The organism is Streptomyces sp. NPDC049627 (genome assembly GCF_044465645.1).
Lineage (GTDB): Bacteria > Actinomycetota > Actinomycetes > Streptomycetales > Streptomycetaceae > Streptomyces.
Genome location: NZ_JBITLW010000013.1, coordinates 61,319 through 78,993 on the forward strand (window position 1 = coordinate 61,319; position 17,675 = coordinate 78,993).

At 71.4% G+C, this 17,675-nt stretch carries 18 protein-coding genes; 10 read left to right on the forward strand and 8 right to left on the reverse strand.

Going from position 1 to position 17,675, the window contains the following annotated elements; all coding sequences use genetic code 11:
- The first annotated feature begins 144 nt into the window (after positions 1 to 144).
- Positions 145 to 1,779: a serine hydrolase gene (locus ACIBU0_RS31880; protein WP_398825355.1), complete on the forward strand. Its 1,635-nt coding sequence runs from the start codon at positions 145 to 147 to the stop codon at positions 1,777 to 1,779.
- A gap of 6 nt (positions 1,780 to 1,785) precedes the next feature.
- Here the strand turns inward: ACIBU0_RS31880 and ACIBU0_RS31885 are convergent, their stop codons facing one another.
- Positions 1,786 to 2,466, reverse strand: coding sequence for a ribonuclease H (locus ACIBU0_RS31885; protein WP_398825357.1), 681 nt, complete (start codon positions 2,464 to 2,466; stop codon positions 1,786 to 1,788).
- Positions 2,467 to 2,520: 54 nt separating this feature from the next.
- Complete coding sequence (locus ACIBU0_RS31890) at positions 2,521 to 3,321, reverse strand: VOC family protein (protein ID WP_398825358.1); 801 nt, start codon at positions 3,319 to 3,321, stop codon at positions 2,521 to 2,523.
- Positions 3,322 to 3,472: 151 nt separating this feature from the next.
- Between ACIBU0_RS31890 and ACIBU0_RS31895 the strand changes: the two genes are divergently transcribed.
- The 5 genes from ACIBU0_RS31895 (at position 3,473) to ACIBU0_RS31915 (ending at position 9,148) form a co-directional block, all read left to right on the forward strand.
- Entirely contained in the window at positions 3,473 to 4,480 is a 1,008-nt protein-coding gene (locus tag ACIBU0_RS31895) for a zinc-binding alcohol dehydrogenase family protein (RefSeq protein ID WP_398825928.1), read from the forward strand.
- A gap of 190 nt (positions 4,481 to 4,670) precedes the next feature.
- Positions 4,671 to 6,113, forward strand: a complete 1,443-nt coding sequence (locus ACIBU0_RS31900; RefSeq protein ID WP_398825359.1) for a family 2B encapsulin nanocompartment shell protein — start codon at positions 4,671 to 4,673, stop codon at positions 6,111 to 6,113.
- 16 nt (positions 6,114 to 6,129) lie between these two features.
- Entirely contained in the window at positions 6,130 to 7,185 is a 1,056-nt protein-coding gene (locus ACIBU0_RS31905) for a family 2 encapsulin nanocompartment cargo protein terpene cyclase (RefSeq protein ID WP_398825361.1), read from the forward strand.
- A gap of 50 nt (positions 7,186 to 7,235) precedes the next feature.
- Positions 7,236 to 8,114: a geranyl diphosphate 2-C-methyltransferase gene (locus ACIBU0_RS31910; RefSeq protein WP_398825363.1), complete on the forward strand. Its 879-nt coding sequence runs from the start codon at positions 7,236 to 7,238 to the stop codon at positions 8,112 to 8,114.
- Between the two features lie 119 nt (positions 8,115 to 8,233).
- Positions 8,234 to 9,148 carry an SGNH/GDSL hydrolase family protein gene (locus tag ACIBU0_RS31915; protein WP_398825365.1) on the forward strand — a complete coding sequence of 305 codons (915 nt, stop codon included), beginning with the start codon at positions 8,234 to 8,236 and terminating at the stop codon, positions 9,146 to 9,148.
- A gap of 15 nt (positions 9,149 to 9,163) precedes the next feature.
- On the opposite strand, the gene ACIBU0_RS31920 is transcribed toward ACIBU0_RS31915, so the two are convergent.
- Positions 9,164 to 9,646, reverse strand: coding sequence for a VOC family protein (locus tag ACIBU0_RS31920; RefSeq protein ID WP_398825367.1), 483 nt, complete (start codon positions 9,644 to 9,646; stop codon positions 9,164 to 9,166).
- A gap of 124 nt (positions 9,647 to 9,770) precedes the next feature.
- On the opposite strand from ACIBU0_RS31920, the gene ACIBU0_RS31925 reads away from it, so the two are divergent.
- From ACIBU0_RS31925 to ACIBU0_RS31935, 3 genes are all read left to right on the forward strand, one after another.
- Positions 9,771 to 10,982, forward strand: coding sequence for an epoxide hydrolase family protein (locus ACIBU0_RS31925; protein WP_398825369.1), 1,212 nt, complete (start codon positions 9,771 to 9,773; stop codon positions 10,980 to 10,982).
- A 109-nt stretch (positions 10,983 to 11,091) separates the two neighbouring features.
- Complete coding sequence (locus tag ACIBU0_RS31930) at positions 11,092 to 11,730, forward strand: ClpP family protease (RefSeq protein WP_398825371.1); 639 nt, start codon at positions 11,092 to 11,094, stop codon at positions 11,728 to 11,730.
- Between the two features lies 1 nt (position 11,731).
- A complete protein-coding gene (locus ACIBU0_RS31935) occupies positions 11,732 to 12,334 on the forward strand; it encodes a ClpP family protease (RefSeq protein WP_398825373.1) in 603 nt (200 codons plus the stop codon).
- Positions 12,335 to 12,349: 15 nt separating this feature from the next.
- Here the strand turns inward: ACIBU0_RS31935 and ACIBU0_RS31940 are convergent, their stop codons facing one another.
- From ACIBU0_RS31940 to ACIBU0_RS31950, 3 genes are all read right to left on the reverse strand, one after another.
- Positions 12,350 to 12,832, reverse strand: a complete 483-nt coding sequence (locus ACIBU0_RS31940) for a helix-turn-helix domain-containing protein (protein WP_398825375.1) — start codon at positions 12,830 to 12,832, stop codon at positions 12,350 to 12,352.
- Positions 12,833 to 12,913: 81 nt separating this feature from the next.
- Positions 12,914 to 13,369: an ATP-binding protein gene (locus ACIBU0_RS31945; RefSeq protein WP_398825376.1), complete on the reverse strand. Its 456-nt coding sequence runs from the start codon at positions 13,367 to 13,369 to the stop codon at positions 12,914 to 12,916.
- 98 nt (positions 13,370 to 13,467) lie between these two features.
- Positions 13,468 to 14,664: a DUF6777 domain-containing protein gene (locus ACIBU0_RS31950; RefSeq protein WP_398825378.1), complete on the reverse strand. Its 1,197-nt coding sequence runs from the start codon at positions 14,662 to 14,664 to the stop codon at positions 13,468 to 13,470.
- A gap of 146 nt (positions 14,665 to 14,810) precedes the next feature.
- Here ACIBU0_RS31950 and ACIBU0_RS31955 point away from each other — a divergent pair, with 146 nt between their 5' ends.
- Positions 14,811 to 16,097: a streptophobe family protein gene (locus ACIBU0_RS31955; protein ID WP_398825380.1), complete on the forward strand. Its 1,287-nt coding sequence runs from the start codon at positions 14,811 to 14,813 to the stop codon at positions 16,095 to 16,097.
- Between the two features lie 12 nt (positions 16,098 to 16,109).
- On the opposite strand, the gene ACIBU0_RS31960 is transcribed toward ACIBU0_RS31955, so the two are convergent.
- Together ACIBU0_RS31960 and ACIBU0_RS31965 are read right to left on the reverse strand one after the other, a co-directional pair.
- Positions 16,110 to 17,108, reverse strand: coding sequence for a serine/threonine-protein kinase (locus ACIBU0_RS31960; protein WP_398825382.1), 999 nt, complete (start codon positions 17,106 to 17,108; stop codon positions 16,110 to 16,112).
- The gene (locus ACIBU0_RS31965; RefSeq protein WP_398825384.1) at positions 17,098 to 17,667 is read right to left on the reverse strand and encodes a hypothetical protein; all 570 of its coding nucleotides are present in this window, start codon (positions 17,665 to 17,667) and stop codon (positions 17,098 to 17,100) included. Before ACIBU0_RS31965 ends, ACIBU0_RS31960 begins: the two co-directional genes overlap by 11 nt.
- Positions 17,668 to 17,675 lie beyond the last annotated feature (8 nt).

Below are 17,675 nucleotides of genomic sequence, written 5' to 3' on the forward strand. Positions count from 1 at the left end.
CTTGAGATCCCCAGACCTTCTGGTGATTGAACACCGAGGTGGGGTGGGCCGAACAGCGCTCGGCCCACCCCACCTCGGCGCCGGCTCCCCCGAACAGCCTGCCAAGGCGCGACACGTGCCGGGTGAGGGATTTCCATGGAAGACATGGCCCGAATCGACAGCGCACGCCCCCGCCACCTTCGCTCCGCCGCGGCACTGGGCCTGGTGGCGGCCCTGGCCGTCGGCTGTACCGGGGCCGACGCCGACACCACCGTCGCCGGCCGTGCGGCCGTCGGGACGTCGCCGCTGCCCACCGTCCCTCCCGCCCAGCCACCGTCACAGATCACCCGGGCCGACGTCGAGAACGCGGTGGGCCGGCTGGACGACGTCGTACGGGACGCCATGCGCCGCACGGGTGTGCCCGGAGTCGCCGTGGGCGTGGTGCACGACGACGAGGTGCTGTACCTGAAGGGGTTCGGCCTGCGGAAGGCGGGCACGAAGGACCGGGTCGGACCGGACACCGTCTTCCAGCTCGCCTCGGTCTCCAAGCCCCTCGCGTCCACCGTGGTCGCCGCGGCCGTGGGCGAGAAGGCCGTCGGCTGGGACGACCCGGTCGTCAAGTACACCCCCGGCTTCGCCCTGAAGGACCCGTGGGTCACCCGCCGGGTCACGCTGGCCGACCTGTTCTCGCACCGCAGCGGACTGCCCGACCACGCCGGAGACCTCCTGGAGGACCTCGGCTACGACCGCTCGTACATCCTGGACCACCTCCGCCTCGAACCGCTGGCCCCCTTCCGCGCCGACTACGCGTACACCAACTTCGGGCTGACCGAAGCCGGCGTCGCCGCCGCGCAAGCAGCGGGGACCAGCTGGGAGAAACTGTCCGCCGACAAGCTGTACCGGCCGCTCGGCATGGACTCCACCAGCTCGTCCTTCGCCGACTACGAGAAGGCGGAGAACAAGGCCGCCCTGCATGTGCAGACCGGGGACACCTGGCGCGCCGAGCATGTGCGCAACCCGGACGCCCAGAGCCCGGCGGGCGGGGCCAGCTCCACGGCCCAGGACATGACGAAGTGGCTGCGCCTGCAACTGGCCAACGGCAAGTTCCAGGGGCGACAGGTCGTCGACGCCGACGCGCTGGAAGAGACCCACCTGCCGCACATGCTCTCCGAGCCGCCGCACTCGCCTGTGGGCCGGTCCGGGTTCTACGGGCTCGGCTGGAACGTGAGCTACGACGACCAGGGCAGGCTGAAGCTCGGCCACTCCGGCGGCTTCGCACTCGGGGCGGCCACCCACGTCGCGTTGCTGCCCTCCGAGAAACTCGGCATCGTCGTCCTGACCAACGGGCAGCCCGTCGGCGTGCCCGAGTCGATCACCGCCACCTTCCTCGACACCGCGCAGACGGGCGGGCCGACCGTCGACTGGCTGGCGTTCCTCGGGCCGATCATCAGGCAGACCCTGGCGGGGGAAGAGTCACCGGTCGACTACAGCAAGCCTCCGGCCTCGCCCGCACCCGCCAAGGCGAACAGCGCCTACACCGGAACGTACGCCAATGACTACTACGGCCCGATGACCGTCAGCGCCCAGGGGAGCACACTCACCATGCAACTCGGGCCCAAGAAGCAACGGTTCGCCTTGAGCCACTACGACGGTGACACGTTCAGCTACCGCACCACCGGCGAAATGGCCGTCGGCCTGTCCGGCGTGACCTTCACCGTCGGGTCCGGCGGACGCGCCGACAAGGTCAAGGTCGAGAACCTCGACACGACCGGTCTCGGCACCTTCACGAGGAAGGACTAGGGCGGGTCAGGCGTCCGCGGTGCGGCACTCCGGATGCCCCCAGCCCTGGGCGTTCTTGGCGATGGGCTCGCCCGCCGCGTAGGAGCGGCCGCAGACGCAGCGGCCGGGGAACTTGGCCTTGATGGTGCGCGAGGAGCTGCCGTTCTTCCGGGGCGCCGCGGACTTGCGGCGCGGTGCCTTGGCCGACGGGGTGTCCGGGGAGGGCGGCGGCTCCGCTGAGCCGAGGCCGCTGCCAGCCGGCTCCTGCACGGTGGCGGCCTGGCTGGCGGCGCGGTCGGCGAAGTCGTTCAGCGGGTCGCCGTCGACCTGGTGGGCGGGGACGTAGCGGAACTCGACCGTGCGGCCGGCGAGCAGTTCGTCGATGCGCACGACCAGGTCCTGGTTGGCGACCGGCTTGCCGGCGGCCGTCTTCCAGCCGTTGCGCTTCCAGTTGGGCAGCCAGCTGGTGACGGCCTTCATGGCGTACTGCGAGTCCATGCGGATCTCCAGCGGTACGCCGGGGTCGGTCGCCGTGAGCAGGCGTTCCAGCGCGGTGAGTTCCGCGACGTTGTTGGTGGCCCTGCCGAGCGGCCCGGCCTCCCATCGGGTGGGAGTCTCCGTCTCGTCGGCGACGACCCAGGCCCAGCCCGCCGGCCCGGGGTTTCCCTTCGAAGCCCCGTCGCACGCGGCCACAACACGTTCACGCATGGGCCGATCATGCCACGGTCCGGCGGGCCCCCGGGCCGCAGGTGCGGTCGGGGATCAGGAGACGTCGGTGGTCTTCGGCATCTCGCCCTCGGTGGTGGTGATGTCGATCACCGAGAAGTTCGCGCCCTGCGGGTCGGTGAGCACCGCGAACCGGCCGAACGGCGTGCTCATCGGCCCGAAGCGCACCACGGCGCCCTGCTTGGTGGCCTTGGCCACGGCGTCGTCGCAGTTGTCGACCGTGAAGTACACGTTGATGTAGGAGGGGACCTCGGGCGGGAGCTCGTCCGTCATCTGCATGCGGCCGAGCGCCATGTCGTCTCCGAGCGTGTAGATCCGGAAGTCGACCGCGTCGTCCTCCATCTGCTTGGCGCCGTACCCGAAGACAGCGGGGAAGAAGGTGTCGGGCTTGTGCCGCTCGCGGGTGAAGACCTCGGCCCAGCAGAATCCGCCCGGCTGGTCCGGCGGCGCCTGGAAGCCCTCGTGGGTGCCCGGCTGCCAGAGGCCGAAGACGGCGCCGCTGGGCTCGCGGGCCAGGCACATGCTGCCGAACTCACCGACCGCCATCGGCTCCATCAAGATCTCGCCGCCGTTGTCCCGGATCCTGGTGGCGGTGGCGGCGACATCGGAGGTGGCGAAGTAGAGGCACCACTGCGACGGGGCCTCCTGGCCCGGCATGGGCGGGACGACCGCGGCGGCGGCCTTGCCGTTCGCGTACGCCTCCGTGTAGTTGCCGTACTCCGACGACGCCTCGCCGAAGGTCCAGCCGAGGACATCGCCGTAGAAGCTCTTGGCAGCCTCCACATCGCTGAACATCGCGTCGGCCCAGATGGGGGTTCCGTCAGGTTTCACGGCCATGGCTGCGGCCCTCTCCCGGATCGGTGAGTTGTCCGGATTCTTACGCTAGCCACCCGGCAGTGCGGTCGCGCGCCGAATGCGGGCTTCCGTTCCAGACTGGGGGCATACGGCGACCGGGCGACGGACGGGGCACGGTATGGCGGACAGGTCGATGCGCGCGTGGTCGGTGGTCGAGCCGGGGCCGGTCGAGGCGGGGTCCCTGCGGCTGGTCGGGAAGCCGGTGCCGGCGCCGGAAGACGACGAACTGCTGGTGCGGGTGCGGGCGTGCGGAGTGTGCCGTACGGATCTGCATGTCACGGAGGGGGATCTGCCGGTGCACCGGCCGGGTGTGACGCCCGGGCACGAGGTCGTGGGCGTGGTGGCCGGGTTCGGGGCGGCGGTGCGCGGCTTCGCCGTCGGGGAGCGGGTGGGGGTGGCGTGGCTGCGGCGCACCGACGGCACCTGCGCCTACTGTGCGCGCGGCGCCGAGAACCTGTGCCCGGCCTCGCGGTACACGGGCTGGGACGCCGACGGCGGGTACGCGCAGTACACGACCGTACCGGCGGCGTACGCCTACCGGCTGCCCGGCGACCTCGACGACGTGACCCTCGCACCGCTGCTGTGCGCCGGGATCATCGGCTATCGCGCGCTGCGGCGGGCGGCGCTCCCTGCGGGCGGGCGGCTCGGGCTGTACGGCTTCGGGGGCAGCGCGCATCTGTGCGCACAGGTGGCGATCGCCGAGGGCGCCACGGTGCACGTGCTGACGCGGGGCGCGGCCGCCCGGACACTCGCGCTCGGCCTGGGTGCCGCCTCGGCGCGCGACGCGTACGAGATGCCGCCGGAGCCCCTGGACAGCGCGATCCTGTTCGCCCCGGCCGGCGATCTGGTCCCGGTGGCGCTGCGGGCCCTCGACCGGGGCGGCACGCTGGCCGTCGCGGGCATCCACCTCAGCGACGTTCCGGCGCTGCGCTACGAGAGCGAGCTCTTCTACGAGAAGCAACTGCGCAGCGTCACCTCCAACACCCGTGAGGACGGCCGTGCGTTCCTGGCCCTCGCCGCCGAGCACGCCGTACACGCCACGACGCACACCTATCCCCTGTCGCGGGCCGACGAGGCGTTGCGGGATCTGAAGGCGGGCCGGTTCGACGGGGCGGCGGTGCTGGTGAACGACCTGTCCTGAGCGCCGCCACTCGGGCGTGCGGGAGCACGGGAGGGGAGCAAGGTCACTCAGGGTGCGTCCACTGCCTCACAGGGCAGGTTTGCACCTCCAGGGTCTTAAGCCGCCCCCTTCACGCCCTGATCCGGGTGTCACAGTGGCTGTTTGGCTAGGACGCGCGCACGGCCAGCCAGCTCACCTCCCGGGAGGGAATGTGTCCACACCGGACAGCGCCACCGGTCCCGCCATCGACGAACCAGATCCCGACCCCCAGTCCGACGGTCACCTCACCAGTCTCAGCACCCAGGCGGCCCGGCAGCTCGCCACGACCACCAAGTCCGAACCCCAGATGCAGGCCATCAGCTCGCGCTGGCTGCTGCGGATGCTGCCCTGGGTGGACGTGAAGGGCGGCACCTACCGGGTCAACCGCCGGCTTCAGCTGCGCGTCGGCCGGGGCCGGGTGCAGTTCGACCAGAACGGCGCCGACGACATCAAGGTCATCCCCGAGACCCTCACCGAGCTTCCGGTCCTGCGCGGCTACGCCGATCTGGACGTGCTGCGGGAGGTCTCCACCCGCTTCCGGGTCCGGGAGGTCCGGGCCGGCCAGGTCCTCGTCGAGGCGGGGCAGCCGGTCACGGAGGCCTACCTCGTCGTGCACGGCCGCTTCACCCGCTTCACGGAAGGCAAGTACGGCGAGGAGGAGATCGTCGGGGTCGTCACCGACGGCGACCAGATCGGAGACGAGGCCATCGGCCATCCCGACCCTCTGTGGCTGAGCTCGGTGCGCGCGGAGACGTCCGGTGTGCTGCTCGTGCTCCCCTGGGCCGTGGTCGAGGAGTTCACCGAGCGGGCGCCGTCCCTCGCCGCGCACCTGGAGGCCTACGCCGCGCGGCAGAGCCTGCCCATGAACCGCAAGGGCGAGGCCGACGTGCCGGTGCAGGCGGGCCATGTCGGCGAGCCGACGATCAACGGCGGCTACGTCGACTACGACCTCGCCCCGCGCGAGTACGAGTTGTCGCTGACGCAGACCGTGCTGCGCGTCCACACCCGGGTCGCCGACCTCTACAACAACCCGATGGACCAGACCGAGCAGCAGCTGCGTCTGACCATCGAGGAGATCCGCGAACGCCAGGAGTGGGAGCTGGTCAACAACCGGGAGTTCGGGCTGCTGCACAACGCCGACTACGGGCAGCGCATCAGCACCTTCACCGGGCCCCCGACCCCGGACGACATGGACGAGCTGCTGTCGATGCGCCGCAAGACCAAGCTGTTCATCGCCCACCCGAAGGCGATCGCGGCATTCTTCCGGCAGTGCAACCGGCGCGGTCTGGTGCCCGGCACGGCGAGCGTCGAGGGGCACGAGATCCCCGCCTGGCGCGGTGTCCCGATCTTCCCCTGCAACAAGATCCCGATCAGCCGGGAGCACACCAGCAGCATCATCGCGCTGCGCACCGGGGAGGGCGACCAGGGGGCCATCGGGCTGTACCAGACCGGGATCCCGGAGGAGTACCAGCCCGGCCTGAACGTGCGGTTCATGGGCATCGACACCAACTCGATCATCCGCTACCTCGTCACCGCCTACTACTCGCTGGCGATCCTCGTCCCCGACGCGGTCGGGATCCTCGAGAACGCCCAGATCGGCCGGACGGCCGAGTGACAGTGTGGAGCACCCGATGAGCACGTCCTCCCCCACCTCCGACTTCGCGCTGCCCGGGCCGCCGAACATCGCGAGCACGCTGCGCCCCCGGCGCGGCGGGGCGATCCCCGGGCTCCGGTACCGGCAGGTCGCGCCCGCCGACCCCGTGAAGGCCGCGGAGGTCGACCGCAGGCTGGAGGCCTGGGCCCGCCGTCTCGATCTGTTCCCCGAGGCGTGGAAGGGCGACTTCTCGGGGTTCCAGTTCGGCCGGGCGGTGGTGCTCCAGCATCCGGAGGCGCTCGACCTGGAGCGTCTGACGGCCGCCGGCGAGCTGCTCCTCGCGGAGAACGTCGTCGACTCCTGCTACTGCGAGGAGGACGAGGGCCGGGGCGGCGCGCGCCGGGGCCTCGGGGGCCGCCTGGTCATGGCCCAGTCGGCACTCGACCCGTATCACGGCATTCCCGAGCTTGAGGAGGAGTGGCGGCACGGCGTGCGGGCCGACGGTCCGCTGCGCTCGTACCACTTCGCCCTCCAGGACTACGCCGCCTTCGCCACACCGAGCCAGACCGACCGCTTCGTCCACGACATCGCCCGGCTGCACCTGGGCTACCTCGCCGAGGCGGCCTGGGCCGAGACCCGGTACGTGCCGCGGGTCTGGGAGTACCTGGTGATGCGGCAGTTCAACAACTTCCGTCCCTGTCTGTCGATCGTGGACGCCGTCGACGGCTACGAACTGCCCGAGGCGGTCTACGCCCGCCCCGAGATCCAGCGGATCACGGCGCTCGCCTGCAACGCCACCACGATCGTCAACGACCTGTACTCCTTCACCAAAGAGCTGGCGAGCGACCCCACGCATCTCAACCTGCCGCAGGTCATCGCCGCGAACGAGCGCTGCGGGCTGAAGGCCGCCTATCTGAAGGCCGTCGAGATCCACAACCGGATCATGGCGGCCTTCGAGGAGGAGTCCGCCCTGCTGTCCGCCACTTCGCCCCTCGTGGAGCGCTACGCGCGGGGCCTGTCCGACTGGGTGGCCGGCAACCACGAGTGGCACGCGACCAACACCCACCGCTATCACCTGCCCAACTACTGGTAAAGCGCGACCGTATGACAGAGCGTCACAGAAACCAGCACGAGGAGTCACCGTTGACCATCGCCCCCGAAGCCGGCACCAAGACCGTCCCGGTGCCGTCCCAGTCCACGTACCAGACCCGCGTCGCGGACTACTGGAACGCCGAGGAGAACCCGGTCAACCTCGAACTCGGAAAGATCGACGACCTGTACCACCACCACTACGGCATCGGCGACGCCGACCGCTCCGTGCTCGCCGAAGGCGACCCCGTCCGGCGCCGGGAGCGCATCACCGCCGAGCTGCACCGGCTGGAACACGCCCAGGCGGAACTGCTCGCCGACCGGCTCGGCCCGCTCACACCCGACGACCGGGTCTTCGACGCCGGCTGCGGACGCGGGGGCGGCAGCGTCGTGGCCCATCTGCGCTACGGCTGCCAGGCCGACGGGGTCACCCTCTCGGACAAGCAGGCCGAGTTCGCCAACGAGCAGGCCCGCAAGCGGGGCATCGACGACCGGGTGCGCTACCACTGCCGCAACATGCTCGACACCGGTCTGCCCTCCGGGGCGTTCGCGGCCTCGTGGAACAACGAGTCCACCATGTACGTCGAGCTCGACCTGCTGTTCGCCGAGCACGCGCGGCTGCTGCGCCGCGGCGGCCGCTACGTCACCATCACCGGCTGCTACAACGACACCTACGGGCGCGCCTCCCGCGAGGTGTCCCTCATCAACGCCCACTACATCTGCGACATCCACCCGCGTTCGGCGTACTTCCGGGCCATGGCCCGCAACCGGCTCGTGCCGGTCCATGTCCAGGACCTGACCGAGGCGACCATCCCCTACTGGGAGCTGCGCCGCGAGGCGGACCACCTGGTGACGGGCATCGAGGACACGTTCCTGACCGCGTACCGCAACGGCAGCTTCCAGTACCTGCTGATCGCGGCCGACCGCGTCTGAGTGACGGCCGGACCCGTGTCGGCCACGGACGTTCCGTGGCCGACACGGGTCTTCCCCCTCGGGCCGGGCTGTGCTTGCCTGGGGAGCCGTTTTCCGGTGCCCGGGGCGGGAGTTGCCGTATGCGGAAGCCGTGGATCGTGGGAGTGCTGCTGGCCGCCGTGCTGCTCGGCGCGTGCGGTGATCCCGCGTCGGAGCCGGAGACCGGGCCGCCGCCTCGGATGCCGGGTGCGTCGGCCACCACACAGCGGCATGCGCCCGCCTCGCCGAGCGCCGAGGGGAAGAGTCCGGGCGTTGCCGTGAAGGCGCCGAGCGTGCTGTATCTGGGCGACTCGCTCGCGATGGAGGCGCAGAAGGTGCTCGGGCAGGAGCTGCGCCGCGAGCTGGGGGCGACGTACACGAGCGCCCCGTATTCGGGAACCACCCTGTGCGACTACCTGGAGGGCACGGGCAAGCGGTCCCTGGTGCCGGTCGCGGACAAGGCGGCCGCCCTGGTGCGCAGGCTGCGGCCGGACTTCGTGGTGCTGCAGTTCTGGGGGAACGCGTGGGGTTACACACCCTGCATGGACGGCATCACCCATGACGCCTCCCCCGACAAGTACTTCAGGCGCTACCAGGCCGATCTGCAGCGGCTCACCGACCAGATCGCCGCGGCCGGGGACGCCCGGATCGTCTGGGTGCTGCAGGGCCCGGACCCGATCACTCCCGACCGGATCCGGCGCGTCAACTCCCTCTACGAGCGGCGGGCGGGGGCCTCGGGCGACCTGCTCGCCGACGCGGGCAAGGTGCTGAGTGCGGCCGGCGCCCGCTACAGCTGGGTCCAGTACCTGCCGTGCACGGCGTACGAGCACGCACACGCCGAGTACTGCACCCAGCCGGACCGCGACCGCACCGCCCTGCACCGCGACGACGACTACCTGCACTTCTGTCTGGCCCCCACGACCTCGACGCCGAAGCCGTGCCCGGTCCGCTCCCCCGGAATCCTTCGGGTCGCCCGGGAGATCACCCGCGTGATCCGCCAGAACCTGGAGGGCTAGCGCGCCGGCCGGGATTCACTCCCCCGCGTACGCCTTGTCCAGGGTGGCGATGTCGAACTTGCTCATCGCCATGAACGCCTTGGTCACGCGGGCCGCCTTCGCCGGGTCCGGGTCGGTGATCATCTCCTGGAGCCGGGCCGGGACGACCTGCCAGGACAGGCCGTACTTGTCCTTGAGCCAGCCGCAGGGGCCAGGCTCGCCGCCGTTCTCGGTGAGCTTGGTCCAGTAGTAGTCGATCTCCTCCTGGTTCTCGCAGAAGATCATGAAGGAGGTCGCTTCGGTGAACTTGAACTGGGGGCCGCCGTTGAGTCCGAGGAATTTGTGACCGTTGGCCGTGAACTCCACGGTCATGACACTGCCGGCGGGCTGCATCGCTCCCTCGGGGTAGCGGGCGACCTCGCCGACGCTGGAGTTCTTGAAGATCGAGACGTAGAAATGGGCGGCCTCCTCGGCCTGGCCGTCGAACCAGAGACACGTGGTGAAACCGTCGGATGCCATGAGTACCTCCTGGGCCGTGGAACTGCTGTCATGTGTGTCGACCGGTCCTCGCCGCGAAACTCATCGCTGGTGTGGCCGATCAATCCAGGTGGCCCATACACCGTTCGGACCTAGCATCGCGGTCATGACGCCTTCGCCCGCAGACCACGGCAACAGCATCCACCCGTTCCGCATCGACATTCCGCAGAGCGACCTGGACGACCTGCACGACCGCCTCGACCGGACCCGGTGGCCCGACGAGCTGCCCGGGGTCGGATGGGCGTACGGCGTGCCCTCGGACTACCTGCGCGAGCTGGCGCGCTACTGGCGGCACGCGTACGACTGGCGGGCTGCGGAGGCTCGGCTGAACGAGTGGCCGCAGTTCACGACCGAGATCGACGGCGCGCACGTGCACTTCGCGCACATCCGCTCACCCGAGCCGGACGCCACCCCGCTCGTCATCACGCACGGCTGGCCGGGGTCGATCGTCGAGTTCCTCGATGTCGTCGGTCCGCTGACGGATCCCGCCGCGCACGGCGGCGACCCCGCCGACGCCTTCCACGTGGTGCTGCCGAGCATTCCCGGCTTCGGGTTCTCCGGGCCCACCCGCGAGAGCGGCTGGGAGGCACGGCGGATCGCCGACGCGTGGGCCGAGCTGATGACGCGCCTGGGCTACGAGCGGTTCGGGGCCCAGGGCGGCGACTGGGGTGCGGCCGTCTCCCGGGAGCTGGGCCGTGTCCACGCGGACCGGGTCATCGGCATCCACCTCAATCTGCTGCCCGGCGCACAGGCGGCCACCGAGCCGACCGCTGAGGAACTGCAGGCGCTGAGCCCGGCCGAACGGGAGCGGACGCTCACCTCGTGGCGCCGGTGGGCGCAGTGGTTCCGGGACGGGACGGGCTACTTCCACCTGCAGTCCACCCGGCCGCAGACCCTCTCGTACGCGCTCACCGACTCGCCGGTCGGCCAACTCGCCTGGATCGTGGAGAAGTTCCAGGAGTGGACCGACTCCGAGCACCTGCCCGAGGACGCCGTCGACCGGGACCTGATGCTCACGAACGTGACGCTGTACTGGCTGACGGGCACGGCGGGTTCGTCCGCCCGGGTCTACTACGAGCGCGCCCACGCCACGGGCGACCGGGTCGCCGCCCCGCACGAGCCCTCGACCGCCCCCACCGCGGTGGCGTCCTTCCCCGGCGACCCGCAGATCCCGCTGCGCCACAAGGCGGAGCGGACGGAGAACATCGTCCGCTGGACGGAGCTCGACCGGGGCGGGCACTTCGCGGCCATGGAGGAGCCCGACCTGCTGGTCGAGGACGTACGCGCCTTCTTCCGGCACCTGCGCGAAAAGGGCTGAGCCGACGCTCTGCCCGTGGCGAATCTGCTGCGGGCAGAGAACGTGCTCGTGGCCGTCGTACGAGGTCAAGAGTGGAGTCACGGCATCCGTCGCACGACGAGGAGAACCGATGACTCCACTCACCACGCTCACGCCCCGCGCCGAGGAGGGCGACACCCCGCCGACGCGCCTCGACGACCACCTCGCCGCCCAACTGCTCGGACAGCGCATCGTGTTCCTCGGCACCGAGGTCACCGAGTCCTCCGCCAACCGGGTCTGCGCCCAACTGCTCCTGCTGTCGGCGGAGGACCCGCGCACCGACATCAGCCTGTACATCAACAGCCCCGGCGGCTCGGTGTACGCGGGCCTGGCCATCTACGACACGATGCGGCTGATTCCCAACGACGTCTCGACGCTCGCCATGGGCTTCGCGGCCAGCATGGGCCAGTTCCTGCTCTGCGGCGGCGCGCCCGGCAAGCGGTACGCCCTGCCGAACGCGCGGATCATGATGCACCAGGGGTCGGCGGGCATCGGCGGCACCACCGCCGACATCGAGATCCAGGCGGAGAACCTGGAGCACAGCAAGCGGACCATGGAGCGGCTCCTCGCCGAGAACACGGGCCAGACGCCGGAGACCATCGCCCGGGACGGCGACCGCGACCGCTGGTTCACGGCCGAGGAGGCCAAGGAGTACGGCATGGTGGACCGGGTCCTGGAGTCCCTCGCGGACGTCCGCCCGGCCGCCTCGAAGCGACGGATGGGGCTGTGACATGGGGAACTACACGATTCCGTACGTCGTCGAGCGGACCGCGCACGGCGAGCGCTCCTCCGACGTCTTCAGCCGTCTGCTGTCCGAGCGGATCATCTTCCTCGGCACCGAGATCGACGACGGCGTCGCCAACGTCGTCATCGCGCAGCTCCTCCATCTGGAGTCGGCGGCGCCCGAGAACGAGATCGCGATCTACATCAACTCCCCCGGCGGCTCCTTCACTTCCCTCATGGCGATCTACGACACCATGACGTACGTGCAGGCGCCGATCTCGACGTTCTGCGTGGGGCAGGCGGCGTCCACGGCCGCCGTGCTGCTGGCCGGCGGGGATCCGGGGCGGCGGTTCGTGCTGGAGCACGCGCGCGTGCTGCTCGGTCAGCCCGCCAGCGGCGGCAGCCGGGGCGCGATCTCCGACCTCGCCCTCCAGGCCAAGGAGATGGTCCGGATCCGTTCGCAGGTGGAGGAGGTCCTGGCCCGGCACACCCGCCACGACATCGCGACGCTGCGCGCGGACATGGACCGCGACAAGGTGTTCACCGCGCAGGAGGCCGTGGCGTACGGCTTGGCGGACGAGGTGGTGAGCCGGCGCCTCGTGACGGTCTGAGGCGCCGGCGTGGCCTCACGCCGCCAGGCACAGCCCGTCGTACGACGAACCTGCCCTGCCACGGCTGCTGTGGGGCACCCGACGGCTGGTGATCCGGACCAACTCGCCCTGCGCCAGCGACAGCAGGTCGCCGAGCCGGAGCCCCAGGGCATGGGCGGCGGCCGCGAGGACCTCCGAGGAGGCCTCCTTGCGGCCGCGTTCGACCTCGGAGAGGTACGGCATGGAGATCCGGGCCGTGTCGGCCACGTCCTTCAGGGTGCGCTCCTGGGCGAGGCGCTCACGGCGCAGGACGTCACCGACGAGGTCGCGCCACAAGGGCTCTTTGGGCGCGGGTGCGGTGGGCTCCGGTGACCGGGGCACGGCGGAGGGCGTGGCGGCGGGCGCGGTCGCGGGTGCCGTGGTGGCTGGGCGTTCGGACGTGGGGCGGGTCGGTCCCGGGCGCGCTGCCGACGGGCGCAGCGGGATGACGCGGGCTTCGTTCGTCGCTTGTTCGCTCACCTTGCCCAGCCTAGAAGCGGGGGGCGCCAGCGGAAGCGTTCAGCGGGGATCAGCATTCAGCCCTGGGGGAAATCGCGCGAGTCACTCGTCGCTCAGCCGCAGCACCGCACGGACCCGCTTGCCGACCGGCACCCGTTCCACGGCGACCTCCGCCGCCAGCGCATGCACTATCTCCAGACCGTGCCGGCCGATCCGTTCGGGGTCCTTGGGGAAGCGGCGGGGCAGGGCGGAGCTGCTGTCGTACACGCAGACCGTCACCGCGTCGTCCGTGCCCTCCAGGTCCAGGATGTACGGGCCGTTGCTGTGCCGGTCGGCGTTGGTGACCAGCTCGCTGACCACCAGGAGCACCTTGTCCTGGGAGGTTTCGCCGATGGTGGCGCACCACTCGGTCCTGAGCCGGCCGAGGAACAGCGCGGCGAAGGACCGCGCCTCGGCGATGCATCCCGCCTCACCGCTGTAGTGCGCCGCCCGCCGAAGCGGTTCCACGGGCACGTCGAAACCAGTTGGAATCACTGCCCCGTCCACGTGCTCGATCATGCGTTTCTCTCTCGGAAGCCGGACTGGCCGGACACTACTGCACCAGTCCTCGTACCCAGAGCCGAGCCGCGCAGTCACCGCGCAGGTGGCGCCGTACGTCACAGCGACGGCGACCCCGGCGCGCTCGCGGTGGACGCCGACTGTGACGTCGTGGTGGTGTCCTCGTCCGGCGGCGGCCCGGAAGTCGTCGTCGAGGGCGACTCCGGCTGCGTCGTGGACGTCTGAGGGCTCGGCGACGGCGAGGAGGGGGCGGTCGACGTGGGCGGGCAGGGTGACACCGAACCGGCGGGCGTCTCCGTGGCGTCGTCGGGCAGGGACACGCACGTGGAAGGTGAGCTGGGCGGCTTGGACGTGGACACGCTGACCGACGGGGACGGCTTCGCCGGCGGGTGGATCTTCTTGTCCTTGTCGCCGTCGTCGCCGCGGTGCCGGGAGATCCACTCGTGGCGGTCGGCGTCGAAGAGGACGAAGACGTTGACGACCGTCGTCGAGGGCGAGACCACCACGACGTTCGAGGAACGGTACGACGGCCAGGAGTCACCCGTCCGCTTCGGCGTGCCCTGCTGGGCGACCGGCGGCGTCAGCGGGTTGCCGCAGGCGCAGCGCACCCGGGGCACTCCGCGGCCGTCGACGAGGACGGCGGTGCCGGCCTGGAGGACGGCCTGATAGGTGGTGGCGGCGCCGTCGCGGTAGCCGTGGTTGGTGACGCGGGTGTCCATCCGCAGCTGGACGGGGGTGAGCGAGCGCAGATAGGACGGGACGTCGGAGGAGTCGACGCGGGCGACCGACGCGAACGCTCTGTTCTTCTCCGGGGCCGCCCGGAGGTAGTCGATCTGCTTCTCGACGTCGCAGGCGGCGACCTTGCGGGTGCCCCCGTACAGGCCGGCCGCACCGCCGTCGACACCGCGTACGGCATTGGACGGCGCCGACTCGGTGGCCGCGGACGGGGTGACGGGCGGGGCGGAGCTGTCCGTCGCCGTGGACTCGGTGAACGGGTCGGGGCCCGACTTGCCCGCCGCCTGGAGGAAGACCTCGCCGCCCTGGGCGGTGCCGCCGCCACCGCCGCCGCGCGACAGGACGACGGCGACGATCACCGCGCCCACCACCACGGCGGTGAGCAGCGCGAGACGGGGTACGGAGCGCCACCAGGGGTGGTGGGGCTCGGGACCGGGTGCTCCCCCGTCGCCGCTGCCCGGGGGCTGCGAGGGCGGGCCGGAGGGCGGCTGGGAGGGACCCGACAGGGGGCCGGAGGGCGGTCCTGTGGGGCGGCCGGACGACGGAGGTTCGACGCTCACGAAGCCTTCTTCCCTACGGGGCGATTGTTGCCTTTGAGGCCTTCTGTATGGATTCATTCTGTGCCCCGGTCCTGCGCCGCCCGCAAGCCGACGCGGACGGACCTCCCGGCGGGCGCGTCCGAGGGGTGCTGCTTAGCGTGGGCAGGGTGAGCGTCCTGACAGCCTCTCGTGCGGCCGTGTCCCGTCATGGCTGGGTGCAGGCCGTCGGCACGGTGCTGGCCGGGCTGGTCTCGATGGGCGTGGTGGCCGCGCTGGGACTGTGGGCGGCCGGGGCCGCGGACCTCCCGGACGGCGCCTTCCCGAGGGTCGTCGCGGCCACCGTGGTGACGGCGGTCGGCGGCACGATCGAGCTGTCGGGGAACGCCGGAGGCCTGGCCGAGTCCGATGCCGGGCTCACCGTGATCCCGCTGTCGGTGACGCTCGTCGGCGCGCTCGTCCTGGCCGCCGGTTTCCTGCGGCCGCTGCGGCACCGGGCGGTCGCCGGCGCCGGGGAGCTGGCCGGGTGGGCCGCCAGGATCGCCGTACTGTGGCTGGCCGGGCTGCTGGCGCTGTCGTTCGCCGCCCGCCATACCTTCTCCCTCTCCCTGGGCGACCTCGGGCAGGACGCGCTCGGCGACCTCGGCGATCTGTTCGGCATCTCGCCGCAGGTCGGGTTCACCACGGACGTGCCCGCGACGCTGTTCTTCGGCGTGCTCTGGCTGGCGGGCGTGCTGGTGCTGGCCCTGCTGGTCTCGCGCGGGGCTCCGCTGCCGGGCGGACTGCTGCGCTTCCAGGAGTCGGTGCGGCCGGCCGCGTACGCCATGGTGATGCTGCTGCTCGCCTGGGTGGTGCTGGGTGTCGTCATCGGCCTGGTCGTCGCGGCGACCCGCGGGCACGCGGCCGAAACGTTCGCGGTGATCCTTCTCGGCATGCCGAACCTGGTGTGGCTCGCCCTCACGATCGGCCTCGGCGTGACCTGGAACGGCCGGGTCGAGGGGCCGTTTGGGCTGCCGATGCCGCATGTGCTCGACGAGGTGCTGCGCGGCCGGGAGACCGCCGAGCTGAATCTGGGCACGCTCGCCGAGCAGGACGGACGCGTGTGGTGGCTGGTCGCCGTCGAGGCGGTGCTGCTGCTTGCTGCCGCGTTCGTGATGGCGAGGCGTTCCCCGGCCCGGATGCGTGCCTGGCAGCACGCCGTGCACCTGGCGGTCGCGCTCGCGCTCACAGTGCTGATGATCTGCCTCGTCGGCCGTATCTCGGCGCACTACGGCCTGTCGGTACTCGGCATCGGCGACCTGGGCGGGGATCTGGGAGGCGAGCTCTTCCTCCGGCCCGAGGTGTGGTCCGCCGTCGGCCTCGCGCTGGCGTGGGGTCTGCTCGCCGGCTTCCTCGGCGGCCTGCTCGCACGACGCGCCCGGCACCGGGGCGAGGTCACGACACGCCCGGAAGAGTGAGCGGGCCGGCGTTCACCACCGGAAGACCGGCTCGGCCCACCGGGGCGGCGGCTTCGGCGTGTCCTTCGCGGGCTCCTTCGGCGCTCCTGCGACCCTCATGTCCACCTCCGTCGGCGCATGCCCGGCCGCCACTCCACCGGCCACAGCCGCACGCAGGTCGGCGACGAAGGCGAGGCAGGAGTCGTGGCGGATGTCGGGGCTCTTGGCCAGGGCCCTGGCGAACACGGCGTCCACGGTCGGGGCGAGGTCCGGGCGCGCCTCGGTCACGGGCGGCGGCTCGTCGTACTGGTGGGCCCACAGCAGGGCCATGTCGTCGTCGCGGCGGAAGGGCGGGTGGCCCGCCAGGCACTCGTAGAGCACGCAGGCGAAGCCGTAGACGTCGCAGCGCGCGTCGACCGGCTTGCCCGAGATCTGCTCGGGGGCCACGTAGTCGAGCGTGCCGACGAACTGGCCGACGGTGGTGAAGCCGGTCAGGGACAGCGACTTCTTCGTCAGGCCGAAGTCGGTGAGGTACACGTGTTCGGGGTGGTCGCTGTCGGTGCCGCGGGCGACGAGGATGTTGCCGGGTTTGACGTCCCGGTGGACCAGCCCGTGTTCGTGCGCCGCGTCGAGGGCGGAGGCGACCTGTGCGCCGATGCGCAGAGCCCTCGCGGGTGGCATCGGTCCCTGGCGGTCGAGGAGATGGCGCAGGTCGCTGCCGGAGACGTAGCGCATGGCGATGTACAGGACACCGTCCGTCTCGCCCGCCTCGAAGACCGGCACGATGTGCGGGTGGTCGATGGCGGCGGCCGCCCGGGACTCGTGGGTGAAGCGGCGGCGGAAGGTGTCGTTGCGCGCGAGTTCGGGGGCGAGGAGCTTCAGCGCGACGGTGCGTTCCAGGCGCAGGTCCCGCGCGCGGTAGACCACGGCCATGCCGCCCCGGCCGATCTCGCGCTCGATGCGGTAGCCCGCGACCTGCCGCCCGATCAGCTCGGAGGGCCGGCCCGAGAAGAGGCTCGTGTCACGGGCCATCGGGGGTCACGACCTGGGTCGGGGCGTGGTCGGGAGCCGCGGTGGGGCGGGGCCCCGGGTCCTCGGTGGCGCGGGGGCCGTCGTCCGTGGCGTAGGTGCTCAGCCGTGTGCCGTCCGCGTACACCCACCGCCCGTGCTCGGCGTCGTACAGCCACAGGGACTCCCCGTCGACGACCACCCCGATCCGCAGTCCCGACGTGCGGACGCGGAAGGCCTCGCCGTCCAGTCCGCCGGCCGCCAGGTCCTCGACCGCGGACCGGTAACCGGCCAGCACGTGTTCGACCCGGGCGAGCAGCGGGCGCGGATCGGCGGTGCGGGTGAGCGGGCCGCCGCCGGCGGTGGGCGGGTCCTGGGGTACGGCGACCAGGAAGCGGCCGTCGACCCAGGCCGACCAGCCGTTGGCGCACAGGATGTGTCCCCAGTCGCCCCGCCGTTCGACGAGCTGGACCGGCAGGAACGGGTCGAGGGGCACGGTGGGCCGGGCGGGGTCGGGGGCCTCCCAGGCGGGCATGCCGTGCCGGGGGACGACGTGGGTGGGCCGGAAACCGGGGGAAGCCATGGACGGGT

Bases quoted from the DNA above. Each gene is read 5' to 3' on its own strand.
- ACIBU0_RS31920 (WP_398825367.1), bottom strand. From the start codon at position 9,646: ATGGCATCCGACGGTTTCACCACGTGTCTCTGGTTCGACGGCCAGGCC.
- ACIBU0_RS31890 (WP_398825358.1), bottom strand. From the start codon at position 3,321: ATGGCCGTGAAACCTGACGGAACCCCCATCTGGGCCGACGCGATGTTC.
- ACIBU0_RS31930 (WP_398825371.1), top strand. From the start codon at position 11,092: ATGACTCCACTCACCACGCTCACGCCCCGCGCCGAGGAGGGCGACACC.
- ACIBU0_RS31935 (WP_398825373.1), top strand. From the start codon at position 11,732: ATGGGGAACTACACGATTCCGTACGTCGTCGAGCGGACCGCGCACGGC.
- ACIBU0_RS31915 (WP_398825365.1), top strand. From the start codon at position 8,234: ATGCGGAAGCCGTGGATCGTGGGAGTGCTGCTGGCCGCCGTGCTGCTC.
- ACIBU0_RS31885 (WP_398825357.1), bottom strand. From the start codon at position 2,466: ATGCGTGAACGTGTTGTGGCCGCGTGCGACGGGGCTTCGAAGGGAAAC.
- ACIBU0_RS31945 (WP_398825376.1), bottom strand. From the start codon at position 13,369: ATGATCGAGCACGTGGACGGGGCAGTGATTCCAACTGGTTTCGACGTG.
- ACIBU0_RS31905 (WP_398825361.1), top strand. From the start codon at position 6,130: ATGAGCACGTCCTCCCCCACCTCCGACTTCGCGCTGCCCGGGCCGCCG.
- ACIBU0_RS31895 (WP_398825928.1), top strand. From the start codon at position 3,473: ATGCGCGCGTGGTCGGTGGTCGAGCCGGGGCCGGTCGAGGCGGGGTCC.
- ACIBU0_RS31960 (WP_398825382.1), bottom strand. From the start codon at position 17,108: ATGGCCCGTGACACGAGCCTCTTCTCGGGCCGGCCCTCCGAGCTGATC.
- ACIBU0_RS31880 (WP_398825355.1), top strand. From the start codon at position 145: ATGGCCCGAATCGACAGCGCACGCCCCCGCCACCTTCGCTCCGCCGCG.
- ACIBU0_RS31965 (WP_398825384.1), bottom strand. From the start codon at position 17,667: ATGGCTTCCCCCGGTTTCCGGCCCACCCACGTCGTCCCCCGGCACGGC.
- ACIBU0_RS31925 (WP_398825369.1), top strand. From the start codon at position 9,771: ATGACGCCTTCGCCCGCAGACCACGGCAACAGCATCCACCCGTTCCGC.